The organism is Thauera sp. SDU_THAU2, from assembly GCF_038260575.1.
Lineage (GTDB): Bacteria > Pseudomonadota > Gammaproteobacteria > Burkholderiales > Rhodocyclaceae > Thauera.
In genome coordinates this window covers 1,585,668-1,602,074 of the sequence record NZ_JBBWUN010000003.1, presented here as the reverse complement: position 1 = coordinate 1,602,074, position 16,407 = coordinate 1,585,668, and the positions used below count along the sequence as shown (strand labels likewise).

14 protein-coding genes and 3 pseudogenes are annotated in these 16,407 nt (G+C 62.0%); 12 read left to right on the top strand and 5 right to left on the bottom strand.

From position 1 onward, the window contains the following. The first annotated feature begins 122 nt into the window (after positions 1-122). The 9 genes and pseudogenes from AAFL97_RS08775 (at position 123) to AAFL97_RS08735 (ending at position 9,253) form a co-directional block, all read left to right on the top strand. Positions 123-1,203, top strand: a pseudogene (locus tag AAFL97_RS08775) (ABC transporter ATP-binding protein). Positions 1,204-1,210: 7 nt separating this feature from the next. Then, on the top strand, positions 1,211-1,918 hold the full coding sequence (aat, locus tag AAFL97_RS08770; RefSeq protein WP_341644581.1) for a leucyl/phenylalanyl-tRNA--protein transferase: 708 nt from the start codon (positions 1,211-1,213) through the stop codon (positions 1,916-1,918). Positions 1,919-1,938: 20 nt separating this feature from the next. Then, entirely contained in the window at positions 1,939-2,757 is an 819-nt protein-coding gene (locus AAFL97_RS08765) for an arginyltransferase (protein WP_341644580.1), read from the top strand. Positions 2,758-2,784: 27 nt separating this feature from the next. After that, positions 2,785-3,810 carry a quinone-dependent dihydroorotate dehydrogenase gene (locus tag AAFL97_RS08760; protein ID WP_341644579.1) on the top strand — a complete coding sequence of 342 codons (1,026 nt, stop codon included), beginning with the start codon at positions 2,785-2,787 and terminating at the stop codon, positions 3,808-3,810. A gap of 118 nt (positions 3,811-3,928) precedes the next feature. Then, positions 3,929-4,054: pseudogene (locus tag AAFL97_RS08755) on the top strand (IS481 family transposase); the annotation flags it as partial. Between the two features lie 307 nt (positions 4,055-4,361). Next, positions 4,362-5,201, top strand: coding sequence for a hypothetical protein (locus AAFL97_RS08750; RefSeq protein ID WP_341644578.1), 840 nt, complete (start codon positions 4,362-4,364; stop codon positions 5,199-5,201). A gap of 226 nt (positions 5,202-5,427) precedes the next feature. Next, the gene (locus AAFL97_RS08745) at positions 5,428-7,578 is read left to right on the top strand and encodes a S8 family serine peptidase (protein ID WP_341644577.1); all 2,151 of its coding nucleotides are present in this window, start codon (positions 5,428-5,430) and stop codon (positions 7,576-7,578) included. Beyond that, positions 7,575-8,501 (top strand): trypsin-like serine peptidase, encoded by a 927-nt coding sequence (locus AAFL97_RS08740; RefSeq protein ID WP_341644576.1) that lies wholly within the window; start codon positions 7,575-7,577, stop codon positions 8,499-8,501. The genes AAFL97_RS08745 and AAFL97_RS08740 overlap by 4 nt, the downstream gene beginning before the upstream one ends. 200 nt (positions 8,502-8,701) lie before the next feature. Continuing rightward, positions 8,702-9,253: a hypothetical protein gene (locus tag AAFL97_RS08735; protein ID WP_341644575.1), complete on the top strand. Its 552-nt coding sequence runs from the start codon at positions 8,702-8,704 to the stop codon at positions 9,251-9,253. 20 nt (positions 9,254-9,273) lie between these two features. Here the strand turns inward: AAFL97_RS08735 and AAFL97_RS08730 are convergent, their stop codons facing one another. Next, a complete protein-coding gene (locus tag AAFL97_RS08730) occupies positions 9,274-9,807 on the bottom strand; it encodes a DUF924 family protein (RefSeq protein ID WP_341644574.1) in 534 nt (177 codons plus the stop codon). A gap of 88 nt (positions 9,808-9,895) precedes the next feature. Then, a pseudogene (locus AAFL97_RS08725) lies at positions 9,896-10,629 on the bottom strand (N-acetylmuramoyl-L-alanine amidase family protein). A 222-nt stretch (positions 10,630-10,851) separates the two neighbouring features. On the opposite strand from AAFL97_RS08725, the gene AAFL97_RS08720 reads away from it, so the two are divergent. From AAFL97_RS08720 to AAFL97_RS08710, 3 genes are all read left to right on the top strand, one after another. Beyond that, a complete protein-coding gene (locus AAFL97_RS08720) occupies positions 10,852-11,277 on the top strand; it encodes a c-type cytochrome (RefSeq protein ID WP_341644573.1) in 426 nt (141 codons plus the stop codon). A gap of 34 nt (positions 11,278-11,311) precedes the next feature. After that, on the top strand, positions 11,312-12,691 hold the full coding sequence (locus AAFL97_RS08715) for a cbb3-type cytochrome c oxidase subunit I (protein ID WP_341644572.1): 1,380 nt from the start codon (positions 11,312-11,314) through the stop codon (positions 12,689-12,691). Positions 12,692-12,865: 174 nt separating this feature from the next. Next, the gene (locus tag AAFL97_RS08710) at positions 12,866-13,918 is read left to right on the top strand and encodes an NAD(P)-dependent alcohol dehydrogenase (RefSeq protein ID WP_341644571.1); all 1,053 of its coding nucleotides are present in this window, start codon (positions 12,866-12,868) and stop codon (positions 13,916-13,918) included. Positions 13,919-14,155: 237 nt separating this feature from the next. Here AAFL97_RS08710 and AAFL97_RS08705 read toward each other — a convergent pair whose 3' ends face one another. Genes AAFL97_RS08705 through AAFL97_RS08695 form a run of 3 tightly spaced genes read right to left on the bottom strand, consistent with a single transcriptional unit; the run spans position 14,156 to position 16,305 of the window. After that, entirely contained in the window at positions 14,156-15,709 is a 1,554-nt protein-coding gene (locus AAFL97_RS08705; protein WP_341644570.1) for a PepSY-associated TM helix domain-containing protein, read from the bottom strand. A gap of 3 nt (positions 15,710-15,712) precedes the next feature. Beyond that, a complete protein-coding gene (locus AAFL97_RS08700) occupies positions 15,713-16,030 on the bottom strand; it encodes a hypothetical protein (protein WP_341644569.1) in 318 nt (105 codons plus the stop codon). Then, positions 16,027-16,305 carry a hypothetical protein gene (locus AAFL97_RS08695; RefSeq protein ID WP_341644568.1) on the bottom strand — a complete coding sequence of 93 codons (279 nt, stop codon included), beginning with the start codon at positions 16,303-16,305 and terminating at the stop codon, positions 16,027-16,029. The genes AAFL97_RS08700 and AAFL97_RS08695 overlap by 4 nt, the downstream gene beginning before the upstream one ends. Positions 16,306-16,407 lie beyond the last annotated feature (102 nt).

Below are 16,407 nucleotides of genomic sequence, written 5' to 3'. Positions count from 1 at the left end.
GTTGTTGTTGGACCCAGACTGCCGCCGTCTGGCCCCTTGCAGAAGAGGAGAATTATAATTGATCGCATTTGCTGCGCGCCGCAATGCAATAATCCTTCCTCTCCACAGCCCGACGACCCCACATGGCCCATCTCCAGCTCACCGACATCGACCTCGCTTTCGGCTCTCACCGGATCGTCCAGAAGCTGTCCTTCAGCCTGGAAAAAGGCCGGATCGGCTGCCTGCTGGGGCCTTCCGGCTGCGGCAAGACCACCGTGCTGCGCTGCATCGCCGGTTTCGAGCGCGTGGCGGCGGGCGAGATCCGCTCGATGGCCGGGTGGTCAGCACCGCCGGCGAGCATCTCCCCCCGAGCAGCGGCGCATCGGCATGGTGTTCCAGGACTACGCGCTGTTTCCCCACCTGACGGTGGCGGACAACATCGCCTTCGGCCTGCGCAAGGAAGACGTCGAAGCGCGCAAGGCCCGTGTCGCCGAACTGCTGAAACTGGTCGGCCTCAGCGACCAGGGCCGCAAGTATCCGCACGAAATGTCCGGCGGCCAGCAGCAGCGCGTCGCGCTCGCCCGCGCGCTGGCGCCCCGGCCCAGCCTGCTGCTGCTCGACGAACCGTTCTCGAACCTCGACGTCGAACTGCGCGAGCGCCTGTCGCACGAAGTGCGCGACATCATCAAGGCCACCGGCACCACCGCCATCCTGGTCACCCACGACCAGCACGAAGCCTTCGCCGTCGCCGACGAGATCGGCATCATGCACGAAGGCCGCATCCAGCAATGGGACACGCCCTACAACCTCTACCACGAGCCAGCCAACCGCTTCGTCGCCGACTTCATCGGCCAGGGCGTGTTCGTCGACGGGCAGATGCTGGACGAACGCCGCGTCCGCATCGAGCTCGGTGTGCTCGACAGCCATGTCCCGCTGTCCTGCGGCGACCGCAAGACGTGCAGGCCCGACGAGGCGGTCGACGTGCTGCTGCGCCCGGACGACGTGGTCCACGACGATGCCAGCCCGCTGAAGGCCGAAGTCCTGCACAAGGCCTTCCGCGGCGCCGACATCCTCTACACCCTGCGCCTGGCGAGCGGCGCCCGGGTGCTGTCGCTGGTGCCGAGCCACCACAACCACGCGATCGGCGAACGGATCGGCATCCGCCTGGATGCCGACCACGTCATCACCTTCCAGGACTCGCCGGCGGCCGAGGCAGCTGCCTGAGCGCGGCATGATTCCCTGGCTGGACGGCCCACCCGGCTTTCCGCCGGTCGAGCATGCGCTCCGCGAACCGAACGGCCTGCTCGCCGCCGGCGGCGGCCTGAGCCCGGAATGGCTGCTCGCCGCCTACCGGCAAGGCATCTTCCCCTGGTTCAACCCCGGCGAACCCATCCTGTGGTGGAGCCCAGACCCGCGCCTGGTGCTCGCCCCGGAACGGATCCACATCAGCCATTCCCTGCGCAAGGTCCTGCGCCGCCGCCATTTCGAGGTCCGCTTCGACACCCGCTTCGGCGCCGTCATCGACGCCTGTGCCGCAGCGCGCGCGCCCGGCCTCGGTACCTGGATCACGCCGGAGATCCGTGCCGCCTACTGTGCGATGCATGAACTCGGCCACGCCCACAGCGTCGAAACCTGGCGCGACGGCCGTCTGGTGGGCGGCCTGTACGGTATGGCGCTGGGGCGGGTCTTCTTCGGCGAATCGATGTTCTCGATCGAATCGAACGCCTCGAAGGTCGCGCTCGCCCACCTCGCCCGCTTCCTGCACATGCGAGGCTATGTCATGATCGACTGCCAGATGACGACGACGCACCTGCTGTCGATGGGCGCGGCCGAGATTCCACGCCGGCAGTTCAGCGACATCCTCGCCAAGCACGCATCGGCCGGCGCGGCGGCAGCCCGATGGCCGGCGGACGCCGCGCGGTACATCGACTGGGGCTAGACACACGGCCGGGAGCGAAGATGCAGAAAGACTACCCCTACGCCCTGATACAGTTCTACGCCACCGCGCCCTACGCCTGTTCCTACCTGGCGGGCCGCAATGCGCGTTCGCAGGTTGCCACCCCCGGCCACCTGATCGACACCCAGGTGTATGGCGAGCTGGTGCGGCGCGGCTTTCGCCGCAGCGGCGTGTTCACCTACCGGCCGCATTGCGATACCTGCCACGCCTGCGTGCCGGTGCGCATCCCGGTGCAGGATTTCCGCCCCGACCGCAGCCAGCGGCGCGCCTGGACGCACCACGCCGGACTGCGGGCCGTGGAACGGCCGCTGGCCTTCGTCGAGGAGCACTACCGCCTGTACCAGCGCTACCAGGCCACCCGCCACGCCGGCGGCGGCATGGACCTGGACAACCGCGAGCAATACACCCACTTCCTGCTGCAGACCCACGTCGATACGCGGCTGGTGGAATTCCACGACGGCGACGCCCTGTGCATGGTCAGCATCATCGACCGCCTGGAAGACGGCCTGTCCAGCGTCTACACCTTCTACGAGCCGGAGCTGGCCAAGGGCTCGCTCGGCACCTACGGTATCCTCTGGCAGATCGAAGCCTGCCGCCGCATGGGCCTGCCCTACGTCTATCTCGGCTACTGGATCGGTGAAAGCCCGAAGATGGCCTACAAGGCACGCTTCCACCCACTGCAGGCGCTGCACGCCGGCCAGTGGGTGGCGATGGAAACCGTAAGCGGCCGCGGCGAGCCGCCTTCACGGCCGCAGACTCCCGACGCGGATACCGGCCCCTCGTCGCACACACCTCCCGGTACGCCCGGCGCCATCGCCTGACACGCAGCGAATCGCTACAATCCGCCGATGCTCTACGACATCGCCCGCCCCCTGCTGTTCTCGCTCGACGCCGAGACCGCCCACGAATTCACCATCCATGCCCTGAACCTCGCCGGCCGCGTACTGCCCGCCGGCCAGCCCGAGCCGGCCGAGCCGGTCGAAGTCATGGGCCTGAGCTTCCCGAACCGCATCGGCCTTGCCGCCGGCCTCGACAAGAACGGCGAAGCCATCGACGGCCTCGCCCGCATGGGCTTCGGCTTCATCGAGATCGGTACCATCACGCCCCGCCCGCAGCCCGGCAACCCGCGCCCGCGCATGTTCCGCCTACCCGAAGTGCAAGGCGTCATCAACCGCATGGGCTTCAACAACCACGGCGTGGACGTGCTGATCGCCCACGTCAAGGCGGCCAGGTTCCGCGGCATCCTCGGCATCAACATCGGCAAGAACTTCGACACCCCGATCGAGAACGCCGCCGACGACTACCTCGCCTGCCTCGACAAGGTCTATGCGCTGGCGAGCTACGTCACCGTCAACATCTCCTCGCCCAACACCAAGAACCTGCGCCAGCTCCAGGGCGAATCCGAACTCGACGACCTGCTCGGCCGCCTCAAGGCGGCGCAGACCCGGCTGGCCGACACCCACGGCCGCTACGTGCCACTGACGCTGAAGATCGCCCCCGACCTGAACGAAGCCCAGGTCATCAACATCGCCGATGCATTGCGCCGCCACCGCATCGACGGCGTCATCGCCACCAACACCACCATCGCGCGCGACAAGGTGCAGGGCATCCGCTACGGCGAGCAGCAAGGCGGACTGTCCGGCGCACCGGTGTTCGAGGCCTCGACCGCCGTCGTCCGCCAGCTCGCCGCGGCGCTTGCCGGCGAACTGCCGATCATCGCCGCCGGCGGCGTGCTCAACGGCAGCAACGCGCTCGCCAAGCTCGAAGCAGGCGCCAGCCTGGTGCAGGTCTATAGCGGCCTGGTCTATCGCGGTCCGGCGCTGGTGCGCGAGTGCGTGCGTGCCACGCGCAACTGGAAAGCGCCCGCGGCATAAAAGGGTGTACTGATACGGTATTTCCCTGACAGTTGACCACGTTGGGGGGTGGTCATACGGCCCCGAGCCGGGTTATGAAACGGGTACCCCTACCTGTTCATGGCCTGGAGAAGGACGCATGGCCACCGAAGAGAAAATAGCATGTCGCAAGCTCAGTCTTCTAGACTTGGCGCAGGAGCTTCACTACGTGAGCAAGGCCTGCAAGGTAATGGGCTACAGCCGTCAGCAGTTCTATGAGATTCGGTGCGCTCTCATGTGTTCAAGCAGGCTGAACCCTGTCCGCACCGCTACAGCTATACCGATTGCTTCGAGCTAGAGGTGGCCACTATATTTCACTTGTATATCGACGACACTGTACTATTTTGAAGTAACGTCATGCCGGTAGACACATAAAAAAGTGTTGGCATTGGCAGTAAGAGAGCTAAGGAAGGAGACTAGCGTTTAGCGCGCTTGTACGTGGGGAGCTTCATACATAGTTGCGTGGAGGCACCTCAAACCTCCTCATTAGTGGGGCATTCCACTGTCTGTTGACTGCTGAGGAGGGACTCATCGTGCCCCATACGCTAAGAGCTGGTTCACTCAGACTCCTCATTAAAGCCGCGCTACTATCCCTAGCCGTTATCGTCGCTGGCTGCGGGGCCACGCGGCCAAATGGGCCATCACCCTCCAGCAAGAACATCATCAGTGGCACACGTGTCGCATTTAAGGACAAATGTGTCCGTGCCGAAAATTATACGATCACGACCGCCGAGGGCTCCGAGGGTAAGGAATCCGGCTTCCTGCTGCAACTGACTACTGCCCTTGTGCCTTCAGTTTTAAACAAGCTCGTCGACTTCGCCGGCGCCTATGCAGAGAAAGTCGGCAAGGAATATGCAGCCACGTCCACCGCCGCCACGTCTGCCACGCTAGCCGACGATAAGATCCGCGGCTGCATCATTTACGTGGTAGGGACCTTTGGAAACGAGGAGGCAACAGCAGACGGCGGCTGGTCCGCAGTCCAGTTGAATGTGTTTGGCTTAGCGCGCCGGCCCGATGTGTATGCAGAATTTGTACTACACAGTGTCGATGGTGACGGCAAGTATGCTGCCATTACACCGGTATTCCTAGATTTCAGCGCTGCACATGCCAAGCGTACCAGCAATGATGGCATAAAAGACTTGGCGTTCGTTATCGAACTAGGAGTTCCCAGTAACACGATAGCTGCAACCGCGGGGGCTACATTTGGTCCAGCACCGCCAGCTGCTGTGCCAGCTGGCGGTGCTCCAGTAGTCCCCCTGCGGCTGCAGCCAAAACCGGTAATGAAACTTTCAGCAAGAATAGCGCTAACAAGTCGAATACGCTGGCATTCTACTCAATTTCGTTCGGCAAGGTTCCAATCGGGTCGACGCTAAAAGAGCGGGCACTTCAGGGTATGCGCACCCAGTCCCAGCTACTAGAGCGCAGTAACCGCCATCTAAACGTGGCTGTGACCGCTATTGAATTAGAGAATGGCGGAGATATTCTGCTCAAGCTGTCATCTTTTTTGGAGGAGAACCAGAAAACGATTATAGATACCGCACAGCCTTGGGTGCTGCGGCGGCTAGGCACCGACGCGACCCAAGGTGAGAAGAAATAATCATGAACTCCGTCTTAAAACCTCTTTTCTCTGCACTACTTGCAGTAGTTGGAGTCATTCCGGCAGGGGCATGGTCACAGGAATCCGTATTCACTGAGTTACTTTGGGAAAGTTCTGAGGCTTCCACTGCCGGCATTCAGGTTCAGATCACAAATCTATACGATACATTGTATGAACTGAGGCAAGGAGGAGCCCAACTCCAGACGCGCAAGACAATTTTGGTTAACGAATCCGGCGCTAGCATCCTCGATTTATTAAAAAGGGAGCAGCTCTATGTGGGGAGTGGAGAAAACTTTCCACATTCGCTGTATCTACTGTTGTGTGAGCTTAATGCTGATAAATGCACGATGCGTGAAAGTCGGAGCGGCGAACCTAGCGCGCAGTGGAATAAAGTGGCCGATGTTGAGATCGTGATTCCCGATCTGCGGCTAGAGCCGGTACCCCAAGTGCAGAGCTACAATAAAAAGCGTGGCGACCGCATCAGCACTATCGTGGTCAAGGAACGCAGAGGCTGCGAAATCTTCGATGCGCAGTGTGAGGCACGCGTGCGGCACCTCAATCCAACTGGCACCAAGCTTGAGCCCAGTTACGAGGGCGTCATCTTAGTTCCTTCTATGGGTTATGGCGCCCGTGTGCCGTTGGTGACGTCAGCCAGCAAAGACATTGCGCAAGGTGCCATTGTTTCAAAATATGGTGTAAGCGAGGAATCAGCCAAACGTTTCATCGACAATGTAATGGCTACGCCAGCGTCGGCGGTCCAGCTTTACACCACCCATAGCGAGAAAACAGTAATCGGGAAGACCTACTTGGCCGAAGTGCTACAGATCATTCGCTATAGGCCTCAGGAAAATAGCCGTGATCGGCGTCTGACCATCGGCTTAGTGGATTCTTCACCCGATTTGCATCACTGCGCCCTGGATCTACGGGTCATTGTGGAAAGAAATAAGGTACTTGAAATCGATGGAACGAGTAGCCGTCCCTGGACTTGGCCAAGGGATGAGGTGGCGATAAATTCCTGCGGCGGCATGTCGAATCTACCGGTATCTGATGAAGAGCACGGCACTCACCTACTTGGCCTTTGGTTCTCAGCGAAGGCCTCTCCCGTTGGAGCCGGAATGTTGCCACGTGGAGATGATGTTGTATTTGCATTCGGCGCTATCCATCATGCGAAAATAACAGTTCAGCCGGCACACTATACGCACATTGGCAGCATACTAAATATAATGGCCCAACAAGTATCTGTCATCAATTTAAGCTGGGGTCTTTCTACCTCTGTGGCGCTCGCCGACCAAGCGCCGTTCATGCCGAGAACGGACACTGATAGTATCGGAGTGGCCATCAAGAAATATGTTAAGGAAAAAACAGACATTCCGGTAATTTTCGTGGCGGCTGCGGGGAACGACAATCGCAATCTGGATATTGGCACTTGCGACATTACTCCTGCCTGCGCTCCGGAAGAGCGACGCAATGTCTTAACCGTGGCTGCATTAACGAACGACAAAGACGATCCTGACGTAGTGTCAAATTTTGGCCGTAAAGTACATATCGGCGTGCCGGCAGTCAATTTAGTAAGTACTCTGCGGCAACATATGATCGGCAGTGACTCGGGTTCATCACAAGCAACTGCTATCGCGTCAGCTGCATTGGCCATGCTAGCGTACTCCACCGGCCTCAAACCGGAGCAAGCACTCACTCGGCTGATCTACACTTCGGACCTCACGCCGAAGTTGCAGGAGGGCGATGGAAAACTTTTTGGTGGCCGGCTAAATTACGAGCGAGCTTCAAAAATTAATTCAGTGCATCTAGATTGCAATGGCGTTGAAAAACTGGTTAACAAAATTTCCATTGGGAATAACAATCCCTATGTTCACATTATTCCCTCACCGGAAATTTACCACCCCATAGGGGATTTCAAGAATAATACGCTAAGGATTCATGTAAACAACATCAGGCGACTGGTGCGCAAGCATGGCACAGATGCAGATCGCACACACACCATCTTTTATATCGAGAACGGCAAGATTGAGAGGATAGATGGTGTGTTGGTTCGTGAATCAGAGAATATCGACGTAACCACCAGTAGCGACTTCAGTTGCGACAAACTGAAGGACATCCGTGATTATACGGCACGGGTACCGGAGAACAACAATTGAAAATATACAACTGGGTCTGTGCGACGACCATTTTTGGCGTAACCATTACCGCGGATGCACAGCCGCTCCCTGCGTCTGTGGGAACCGTTATCCAGCATACGATAGATACAATTTCCATTGATGATCCTTCTGGTATATCATGGAAAACACAATTGAGTCGGTTTGGCGCTAAGGCCCTTTTACTGACCCTTGAGGATATCGAACTACCCTCAGGTGCAGAAGTAGTGATCCGCTGGGATGGAGGGAAGATTCGCATGGTTGATGCTAGTCGTCATGCGATCCCAATGATAGGTGTTTCGCAGGCAGAGCTTGAGATTCGGGGAGTTCCGCCCGGTTATCCTATACGCCTGAAGTACGAGCTTGCCGCAGTCCTTCCTCGTGGCAGACCTTTTAGCTTTCGAGATCCACCTCGTTTCGAGGAGGTTACTTCAATCGAGACAGGTGCGATCCACAAGGCATCACACAGTGTGGCTGCCGTATTCTGGCAAGAAGACGGCCGTTGGCAGGTCTGCACCGGATTTATGGTTTCAACTCGGCACCTCCTCACCAATCACCACTGCATCGGACGGCCGGATCAGTGCGAACGAACATTAGTTATTTTCGGCTATCGGATGATCAACGGTGTTATTGACCCTGGGACATCTTACACTTGCAAAGCAGTGGTTAGCATGGACAAGCTAAAGGAGCTCGACCTCTCCGTGATTGAGCTAGTTGTCCCGGCGGCCGTGCCGCCACCGCCGCCCTTGGAACTGGCTACAGGAACTCCACGTCTTGGCCAGCCGCTTGTTGTTCTGCAGCACCCTCAGGGCTCCCCGATGAAGGTTGTGCGTCTCGGATGCGATGTTCGGTTGTGGCCGGTGGACTCACCTACAGCCTATCGGAAGGTAGGACCTTGCGCACCAGTGCGATACGGCAGAAGGTAGTTCGGGGTCACCGGTGTTGGACGAGTCAGGGCAGGTAATTGCGATTCACCACTGGGGTTATGGAGGACAGAGGTTCCCGGATTTGAATCGTGCAATTGGTCTCACATCCGAGGTGCGCTATCTGATTTCCAGTCTTTCGACTGGAAAATAACCATCTTGGGTCGTGTTGTCACTGAGAGTCAGTAATCGGCTTCTGGTTGATGACGTTTGTTGCTACGTGGTGCGCACAAGGTACGCTTGGCAGATACTGCCCACGCACTTCTTGTACTTGCAGAACGTCTATACAAGGCGAATCCGAACTCAACGACCCGCTCGCGCAGACCCGGCTGGCCGACACTCACAGCCGCTACGTGCCGCTGACGCTGAAGATCGCCCCCGACCTGGACGAAGCCCAGGTCATCAACATCGCCGACGCGCTGCGCCGCCACCGCATCGACGGCGTCATCGCCACCAACACCACCATCGCGCGCGACAAGGTGCAGGGCATCCGCTACGGCGAGCAGCAGGGCGGATTGTCCGGCGCACCGGTGTTCGAGGCCTCGACCGCCGTCGTCCGCCAGCTCGCCGCGGCGCTTGCCGGCGAACTGCCGATCATCGCCGCCGGCGGCGTGCTCAACGGCAGCAACGCGCTCGCCAAGCTCGAAGCAGGCGCCAGCCTGGTGCAGGTCTATAGCGGCCTGGTCTATCGCGGTCCGGCGCTGGTGCGCGAGTGCGTGCATGCCACGCGCAACTGGAAAGCGCCCGCGGCCTGAACCCGGCCTTCGCAGCCGGCTCAGAAGCTCGAGCCCGGCTGCTTCAGGAACTCGATTTCCTCGGTGCTGGACTTCCGCCCCAGGATGGCATTGCGATGCGGATAACGCCCGAAGCGGTCGATGATGGCCTTGTGGCGCAGTTCATAATCATGACTGTCCTGCGACGCCCAACGCCTGAACAAGGGTTCGGCCTCGACATGGATCAGTTGCGACTCGCTGTGCATCCAGGGCATCAGCAGGAAGGCACGTTCGGCAGGCCCGAGCGCGTCCAGCGCACCGCCCGCAACCGCCTCCTGCGCCAGCACGAGGGCCATGCCGTCCTGCGCAGCGCGCGGCGTGCCGCGATGGATGTTGCGTGAGAACTGGTCGAGCACGATGATCTCGGCCAGGCGGCCGCGGGCACTGCCGCGCCAGCCATGGCATTCGCCTTTCGCAGCGCTCTCCAGCAGAACCGCATAGCGCTCGCGCAGCAAGGCATCGAAGGCCGGATCGACCTTCCACCATTGGGCCGGCTGGATGTCCTCGAACCAGAAACGCAGGATTTCCTCGTGCATGCTTGTCTCCTCGTTGTAAGCCACGCGGCGCGGAAACCTGGCCTGCAGGCAGCCACGCCGCGACCCTCCTTGCCGCTAACCGCCCTGTCTATTCGGCACTCGGCTGCAGCGGCGGCCCATCCGCCGCCTCTTCGTCGTCGGCCGGCTGGCCGGCAGTCAGGCAGGCCGCCAGCGCGGTGGCGATGCCATCGGCCATGCGGGCGATGCGCGCGGGATCGCGCAGCAGCAGTTCCTCGTCGCGGTTCTTGATCACGCCGGCTTCGAACAGCACGGCGGGCATCGTCGCATGGCGCAGCACCGCCAGGCCGTCGTAATAATGCACGGCGTGCAGGGTCCGCATAGGCGCGGCGGCGGCCATTCTTGTGCGTGGGTTCGAAGCCCATGTGCTGCAGGCGCGCGCCGATGATGCGGGCGCACAGGATGCTGCGCGCGGTATCCGGGTTGTCGCGCGAGACGAACAGCGAATGGCCGGCGAAATCGTCGTTGTAGTCCAGCGCCTGCCCCTGCCACTGCCAGGGCTGCAGTTCGAAGGCGTTGACCGAGTCGTGGTGGATCGACAGCAGGAAGGCGGCTCCCTCGGCCGCCTGCGGCCTGGCCTTCAGGCTGGGAATGAGGCCGTCCTCGTTGATCAGGCGCGCGGACCAGCCCCGCGCCTGCAGCGCCGCCGTCACCTCGCGTGCCAGGTCGAGGTTGAATTCGAGCTCGCTGCGCCCCCCGCGCGCTCGTCGCCCCCGGCGCCGCCAGCGTGTGTCCCACGTCCACGGCGATTTCGCCGCGTGGCTGCGCAATCGCCGGCAAGGCCAGCATCGCGAGCAGCGCCATGCAAACGCGATGCGCTGCGGATGCTGCCTTGTTCATCTCCATCCTCGTTCTCCAGCCCAGTCGCCGCGCGCATTCCGGCTGCCCGGTTAATCTTGATTCAAATCATGGTTGGGGAGCACCCCGCTCCCTACCATTCGCTCACCATCGGCTCAGCCGTGGAACGTAGTCCCCCTTACCACTGACACCAATTCTGAAAACGAGACCAATGATGAGGAGTTCGCGATGAGCGGCATTTTCACAAAATCGATGGCGCGGAACATCTTCTATGGGGGGACGGTTTTCTTCTTCCTCCTGTTCCTGGCGCTGACCTTCGACACCGAGCGCGAGCTGCCATCGCGTGACAATTCCCACAACATCACCCCGGCGGTTGCCGCCGGCAAGCACATCTGGGAAACGCGAAACTGTATCGGATGCCACTCCCTGCTGGGCGAAGGCGCCTATTTCGCGCCTGAACTCGGCAACGTCTATGTCCGCCGTGGTCCGGATTTCATCAAGGCCTGGATGCAGGCAATGCCGACGATGGCGCCCGGCCGTCGTCAGATGCCCAATTTCAATCTGACCGACGAGGAGCTGGATCAACTCGTCGAGTTCCTGAAATACACCTCCGAGATCAACACCGCCAACTGGCCGCCGAACATCGAAGGTTGAGCCACAGAACCGCTGACGCAATAGGGGATCATCCATGCAATACAAATCACAAGCGGTCGCCATGCCCTACTTCATCGCGGCGATCGGTCTGTTCGTGGGGCAAATCATTTTCGGCCTGATCATGGGCATGCAGTACGTCGTCGGCGATTTCCTGTTCCCGGAAATCCCGTTCAACGTGGCCCGCATGGTCCATACCAACCTGCTGATCGTGTGGCTGCTGTTCGGCTTCATGGGCGCGGCCTACTACATGATTCCGGAAGAAGCGGAAACCGAGCTCTACAGCCCGAAACTGGCGCTGGCGATGTTCTGGATCTTCCTTGTCGCCGGGGCGGCCACCATCCTCGGCTATCTGCTGGTGCCCTACGCCACGCTGGCCGAGATGACGGGTAACGACATCCTGGCCACGATGGGGCGCGAGTTCCTCGAGCAGCCCTTGGTGACGAAGATCGGCATCGTCATCGTCGCCCTCGCCTTCCTGTTCAACATCACCATGACCTCGCTCAAGGGCCGCAAGACCGCCATCAGCATGGTGCTGCTGCTCGGCCTGTGGGGTCTGGCGATCTTCTTCCTGTTCTCCTTCTACAACCCGGTGAACCTCGTCCGTGACAAGTTCTACTGGTGGTGGGTGGTGCACCTTTGGGTGGAAGGCGTGTGGGAACTGATCCTCGGCGCGCTGCTGGCCTTCGTGCTGATCAAGGTCACCGGGGTCGACCGCGAAGTCATCGAGAAGTGGCTGTACGTGATCATCACGCTGGCCCTGGTCACCGGCATCATCGGTACCGGCCACCACTACTACTGGATCGGTGCGCCGGAATACTGGCAGTGGTGGGGTTCCATCTTCTCCGCGCTGGAGCCGCTGCCCTTCTTCGCCATGACCGTCTTCGCCTTCAACATGGTCAACCGCCGTCGCCGCGAGCACCCGAACCGCGCTGCCGTGCTGTGGGCCCTGGGCACCGGCGTGATGGCCTTTCTCGGCGCAGGCGTGTGGGGCTTCCTGCACACCCTGGCTCCGGTCAACTACTACACGCACGGTTCGCAGATCACTGCCGCCCACGGCCACATGGCCTTCTACGGTGCCTACGTGATGGTCGTGCTCACCATCATCAGCTACGCGATGCCGATCCTGCGCGGCCGTGCCGCCAACTCGAACAAGTCGCAGGTGCTGGAGATGTGGGCCTTCTGGCTGATGACGATCGCGATGGTCTTCATCACCCTGTTCCTGACCGCCGCCGGCATCCTGCAAGTGTGGCTGCAGCGCGTGTCCGATACGCCGATGTCCTTCATGGCCGCCCAGGACCAGGTCACCCTGTTCTACTGGATGCGTGAATGGGCGGGCGTGATGTTCTTCATCGGCCTGCTGGTGTACGTGATCAGCTTCTTCGTCAAGGGTGAGACCCAGCCGGCAAAGGCATGACGATGACCGGTGTCTCTCCGCAGTAACTCCTGGGCGACCAGGGAAGGGGTTGGGGCGGCTTTGGCCGCCCCTTTTTCGTCCACGATCCGGCGCCGCGGAGGCCCGGCCCTTGCCTGTCGCGCCACAGCCTGTAGGATCCCTGCTTTCCGAGCAATACAGCACAGGAGCCCGCACATGCAGACCCATGGCTATGCCGCCTACAGCAAGGACACGCCGCTGGCGCCCTACCGGTTCGAACGCCGTGCGCTGCGACCGAACGACGTCGCGATGGAGATCCTCTACTGTGGCGTGTGCCATTCCGACCTGCACACCGCGCGCAACGACTGGGGCAAGAGCTATTACCCGATCGTGCCCGGGCACGAGATCGTCGGCCGCGTCACCCGGGTCGGCGCCGAGGTCACCCGCTACAAGGCCGGCGACCACGTCGCCGTCGGCTGCCTGGTCGACAGCTGCATGGAATGCGATCTATGCCAGCGGGGCGAGGAACAGCTCTGCCGCAAGGGCTGCACCGGCACCTACGGCGGACACGACCGCATCACCCGGGAGCCGACGCAGGGCGGCTATTCCAAGCATCTGGTGGTGCGCGAAGAATTCTGCCTACGCGTGCCCGAAGGGCTGGATCTGGCCCGCGCGGCACCCTTGCTGTGCGCCGGCATCACCACCTGGTCGCCGCTGCGCACCTGGCAGGTCGGCCCCGGCAGCCGGGTGGCCGTGATCGGCCTGGGCGGCCTCGGCCACATGGCCGTCAAGCTGGCGGTCGGGCTCGGCGCAGACGTCACGGTGCTGAGCCGCAGCAAGGACAAGGAAGCCGACGCGCTGGCATTGGGCGCGCACCGCCTGCTGGTGTCGGCGGATACCGCAGCGATGCGCGCGGCCTCCAGCAGCTTCGACCTGATCATCGACACCGTGCCGGTCCGGCACAGCCTCAAGCCCTATCTGCCGCTGCTGGAAGTGGACGGCACGCTGGTGCTGGTCGGCCAGATCGGCCCGCTCGACGAACTCAGCACGGTGCCGCTGCTGTTCGGCCGCCGCCGCATCGCCGGCTCGCCGATCGGCGGCATCCGCGAAACCCAGGAACTGCTCGATTTCTGCGCCGAGAGGAACATCCTGCCCGACTGCGAGATGATCCGCATGGAGCAGATCAACGAGGCGTTCGAGCGCATGGAGAAGGCCGACGTGCGCTACCGCTTCGTGATCGACATGGCCACGCTGGCCACCGGCGACTGAGGTTCAGACCACCCGCCCCTGTGCGGGCCACCTGGCGCCGGCAGCCGCATTGCTCTGCCCCGCCGGGGGCCGGGATCACAGCCTGGAACCCCTGTCACGTCCAGCCCGCGGAGCAGGCCGCAGAGCGGCGGCGAAGCGCGGCAGTGGCCGTCCGCCTCGGGCCGTCACTTCGAGGCCGCCACCCCCCGAGGTGGAGCATCCGGCTCGACGGCAGCTTCTTGCTTCGCGGACCAGACGCTATCGGCATGGCCTTCCCGCATCCGCTTGCGGGTGTGATGTGCCAGCAGCAGGAACACCGGCACGGCTGCCAGGGCGGTGGCATCGACGGCAAAGCCCGTACCGGGATGGTTCCAGGTACCGCCGACTCCCCCAGATGCCCGCCAGGCTGCCGAGCGGAATCAGCAAAGTCGCCAGTGCTGCCAGCCGCAGCAATTCGTCGGCGCTGCGGGCAGCCCCCCGTACGAAAGCCCAGGCCACGGCGGCGAGGAAAACTGCGTAATAGATGCCCTCATGCCATGCAGCGATGCCATCAACCCGACCTGGCAGCCATTTGGTCGCCGCCAGCGTCGCCGAAATACCGATCACGCAGCCAAGGGACACGCCGACGGTAAGGCAGCCCAGCACCCGGGCCGAACGCTTTTGCCCGGGAACGACGCCGTCGCGCTGCTTCCTGCGGCGTGATTCGATCCACAGCAGGTTTCCGGTGTAGAACAGCATGGCACCGGCCAGCCCCATCGCCACGTAGAGCCAGCGCATCGCGTTGCCGCCGTAGCTGCCGAAATGCAGCATGAAGAAGGTATTGACGGTCGCATCCCATGGCTCCATGTGCCCGGGCAGATCATGCGGGTCCACTTCGCCGGTATAGGGATTCAGGTGCGTGCTCGCATAGGTTCGCCCACGGGTGCCGTAGCGGATGTCCAGGCCGGTGACGCTCGCCTCCAGCTGGCCATGGTCCTCCCGGAAGATGAAGCTGTAGACCTCGAAGCCCGGCAGTTGCGCCTCGACTCTGCGCAGCAGTTCGTCCGCCGGCAGCGGGTATTCGTGGGGGCCGGGCAAGGGCGCAGGCGCGTGCTGCCCCCAGGGCAGGCCATGGGGATACACCACTTTCTCCTGCACCGCATAAAAAGGCGTATGGAAGGCGAACACCACGCTGGTCAGCGCCATGACGAGGTGGAAGGGCAGGCTGACGATACCCAGCGCATTATGGACGTCCATCCACATGCGCTTGATGTTCTTGCCCAGGCGCAGGGCGAAGAAATCCTTGACCAGCGTCGGCAGCACGATGATCAGCCCGGAGACAAGCGCCACGGCATACAGCAATGCCACCGCGCCCATGATCGGGCGCGCCACCGCATCGGCAAACGGCAAACCGACCAGTTGATGGAGCGTGTCGACCAGTTGCGCCACCGGCGCCCTGGCCAGCTTCTCGACCTGCAGGCTGCCGTCGGCAGCGAAGCTCGCCCCATACTCGGTAAAGTCCCGACGGGTCTTGCCAGGTTCGCGCCATACCACTCTTGCAGGCATTTCGGCAGTCGGCTGGACAACGACGGCATGGACCTTCGCCGCCTGCGGATGCCTGGCGAGGACGGCCTCCCGCAATTCGTCCGCGCGCTCGATCGGTGGCGGCGGCGCCAGCGCCGATGGCGGTGTCGCCCAGCGTTCGAGCGGCTTCTCGAACATCGTGATGGCGCCGGCGTAGAAGGCGATGAACAGCATCAGCCCGCTGACGATGCCGACCCAGATGTGCACGATCCCTAGCATCACCTTGATGACGTCGTTGCGGATTTTCATTGCTCAACCCATGCCCAGCCGCAGCGCGCCCAGCAGGCCGAAAGCAGCCAGGTTCGCCGCACCCAGCCACAGCCATGCACGCAGGCTGTCGCGAAACAGGAATACGAAGGACAGCACACCCGCCCAGATCGGCGCGATCAGCCACATGTTGAATTGCGTCTTGCCGCCCCCGCCCTCGATGCCTCCCGGGCCGAGCCAGGCAAACAGGCCGGAAAGCGCCACCGCCAGGCCGAAACCGAGCAGCACGCCGGCGCAGCTCTTGCCGAACCAGTGGCGGCTGTCGAGCCGCCGCACATTCCCCGTTACCGCCTTCCCGCTCACGACGGCCTCCGCTGCCGTGCCCGCCATGCGCCAACGAACGGCGCCACCGTCCATACCAGCATCGCCAGCACCATCCAGCTCGCCACCGCGGCCATCGCCCCCATCATCGACAGCAGCAGCGCCAGGGACAGCAACAGGCAACCACTGCCGAGCCAGGCGAGAGCGCGGGGAGAAGACCGGCGCACCGACCACGACTGCTGCGGCGATGCCAGGTAGAGCAGCCATGCCCCCGCCACACCGGACAGCGCCGCAAGCAGGACCATCCATTCATTCATCGTACTGATCTCATTCAAGAAATGGCTGCGGCGGTGCCGGCAGTCACGCTCGGGCTCCCGCCGGCATCACTGCCGTAGCAAACAGCAGGTTTGATAAAAATG

Excerpts from the sequence above, each read along its gene's own strand:
- AAFL97_RS08710 (WP_341644571.1), top strand. The coding sequence starts at position 12,866 with ATGCAGACCCATGGCTATGCCGCCTACAGCAAGGACACGCCGCTGGCG.
- AAFL97_RS08745 (WP_341644577.1), top strand. The coding sequence starts at position 5,428 with ATGAACTCCGTCTTAAAACCTCTTTTCTCTGCACTACTTGCAGTAGTT.
- AAFL97_RS08705 (WP_341644570.1), bottom strand. The coding sequence starts at position 15,709 with ATGAAAATCCGCAACGACGTCATCAAGGTGATGCTAGGGATCGTGCAC.
- AAFL97_RS08715 (WP_341644572.1), top strand. The coding sequence starts at position 11,312 with ATGCAATACAAATCACAAGCGGTCGCCATGCCCTACTTCATCGCGGCG.
- AAFL97_RS08720 (WP_341644573.1), top strand. The coding sequence starts at position 10,852 with ATGAGCGGCATTTTCACAAAATCGATGGCGCGGAACATCTTCTATGGG.
- AAFL97_RS08765 (WP_341644580.1), top strand. The coding sequence starts at position 1,939 with ATGCAGAAAGACTACCCCTACGCCCTGATACAGTTCTACGCCACCGCG.
- AAFL97_RS08735 (WP_341644575.1), top strand. The coding sequence starts at position 8,702 with ATGACGTTTGTTGCTACGTGGTGCGCACAAGGTACGCTTGGCAGATAC.
- aat (WP_341644581.1), top strand. The coding sequence starts at position 1,211 with ATGATTCCCTGGCTGGACGGCCCACCCGGCTTTCCGCCGGTCGAGCAT.
- AAFL97_RS08695 (WP_341644568.1), bottom strand. The coding sequence starts at position 16,305 with ATGAATGAATGGATGGTCCTGCTTGCGGCGCTGTCCGGTGTGGCGGGG.
- AAFL97_RS08730 (WP_341644574.1), bottom strand. The coding sequence starts at position 9,807 with ATGCACGAGGAAATCCTGCGTTTCTGGTTCGAGGACATCCAGCCGGCC.
- AAFL97_RS08760 (WP_341644579.1), top strand. The coding sequence starts at position 2,785 with ATGCTCTACGACATCGCCCGCCCCCTGCTGTTCTCGCTCGACGCCGAG.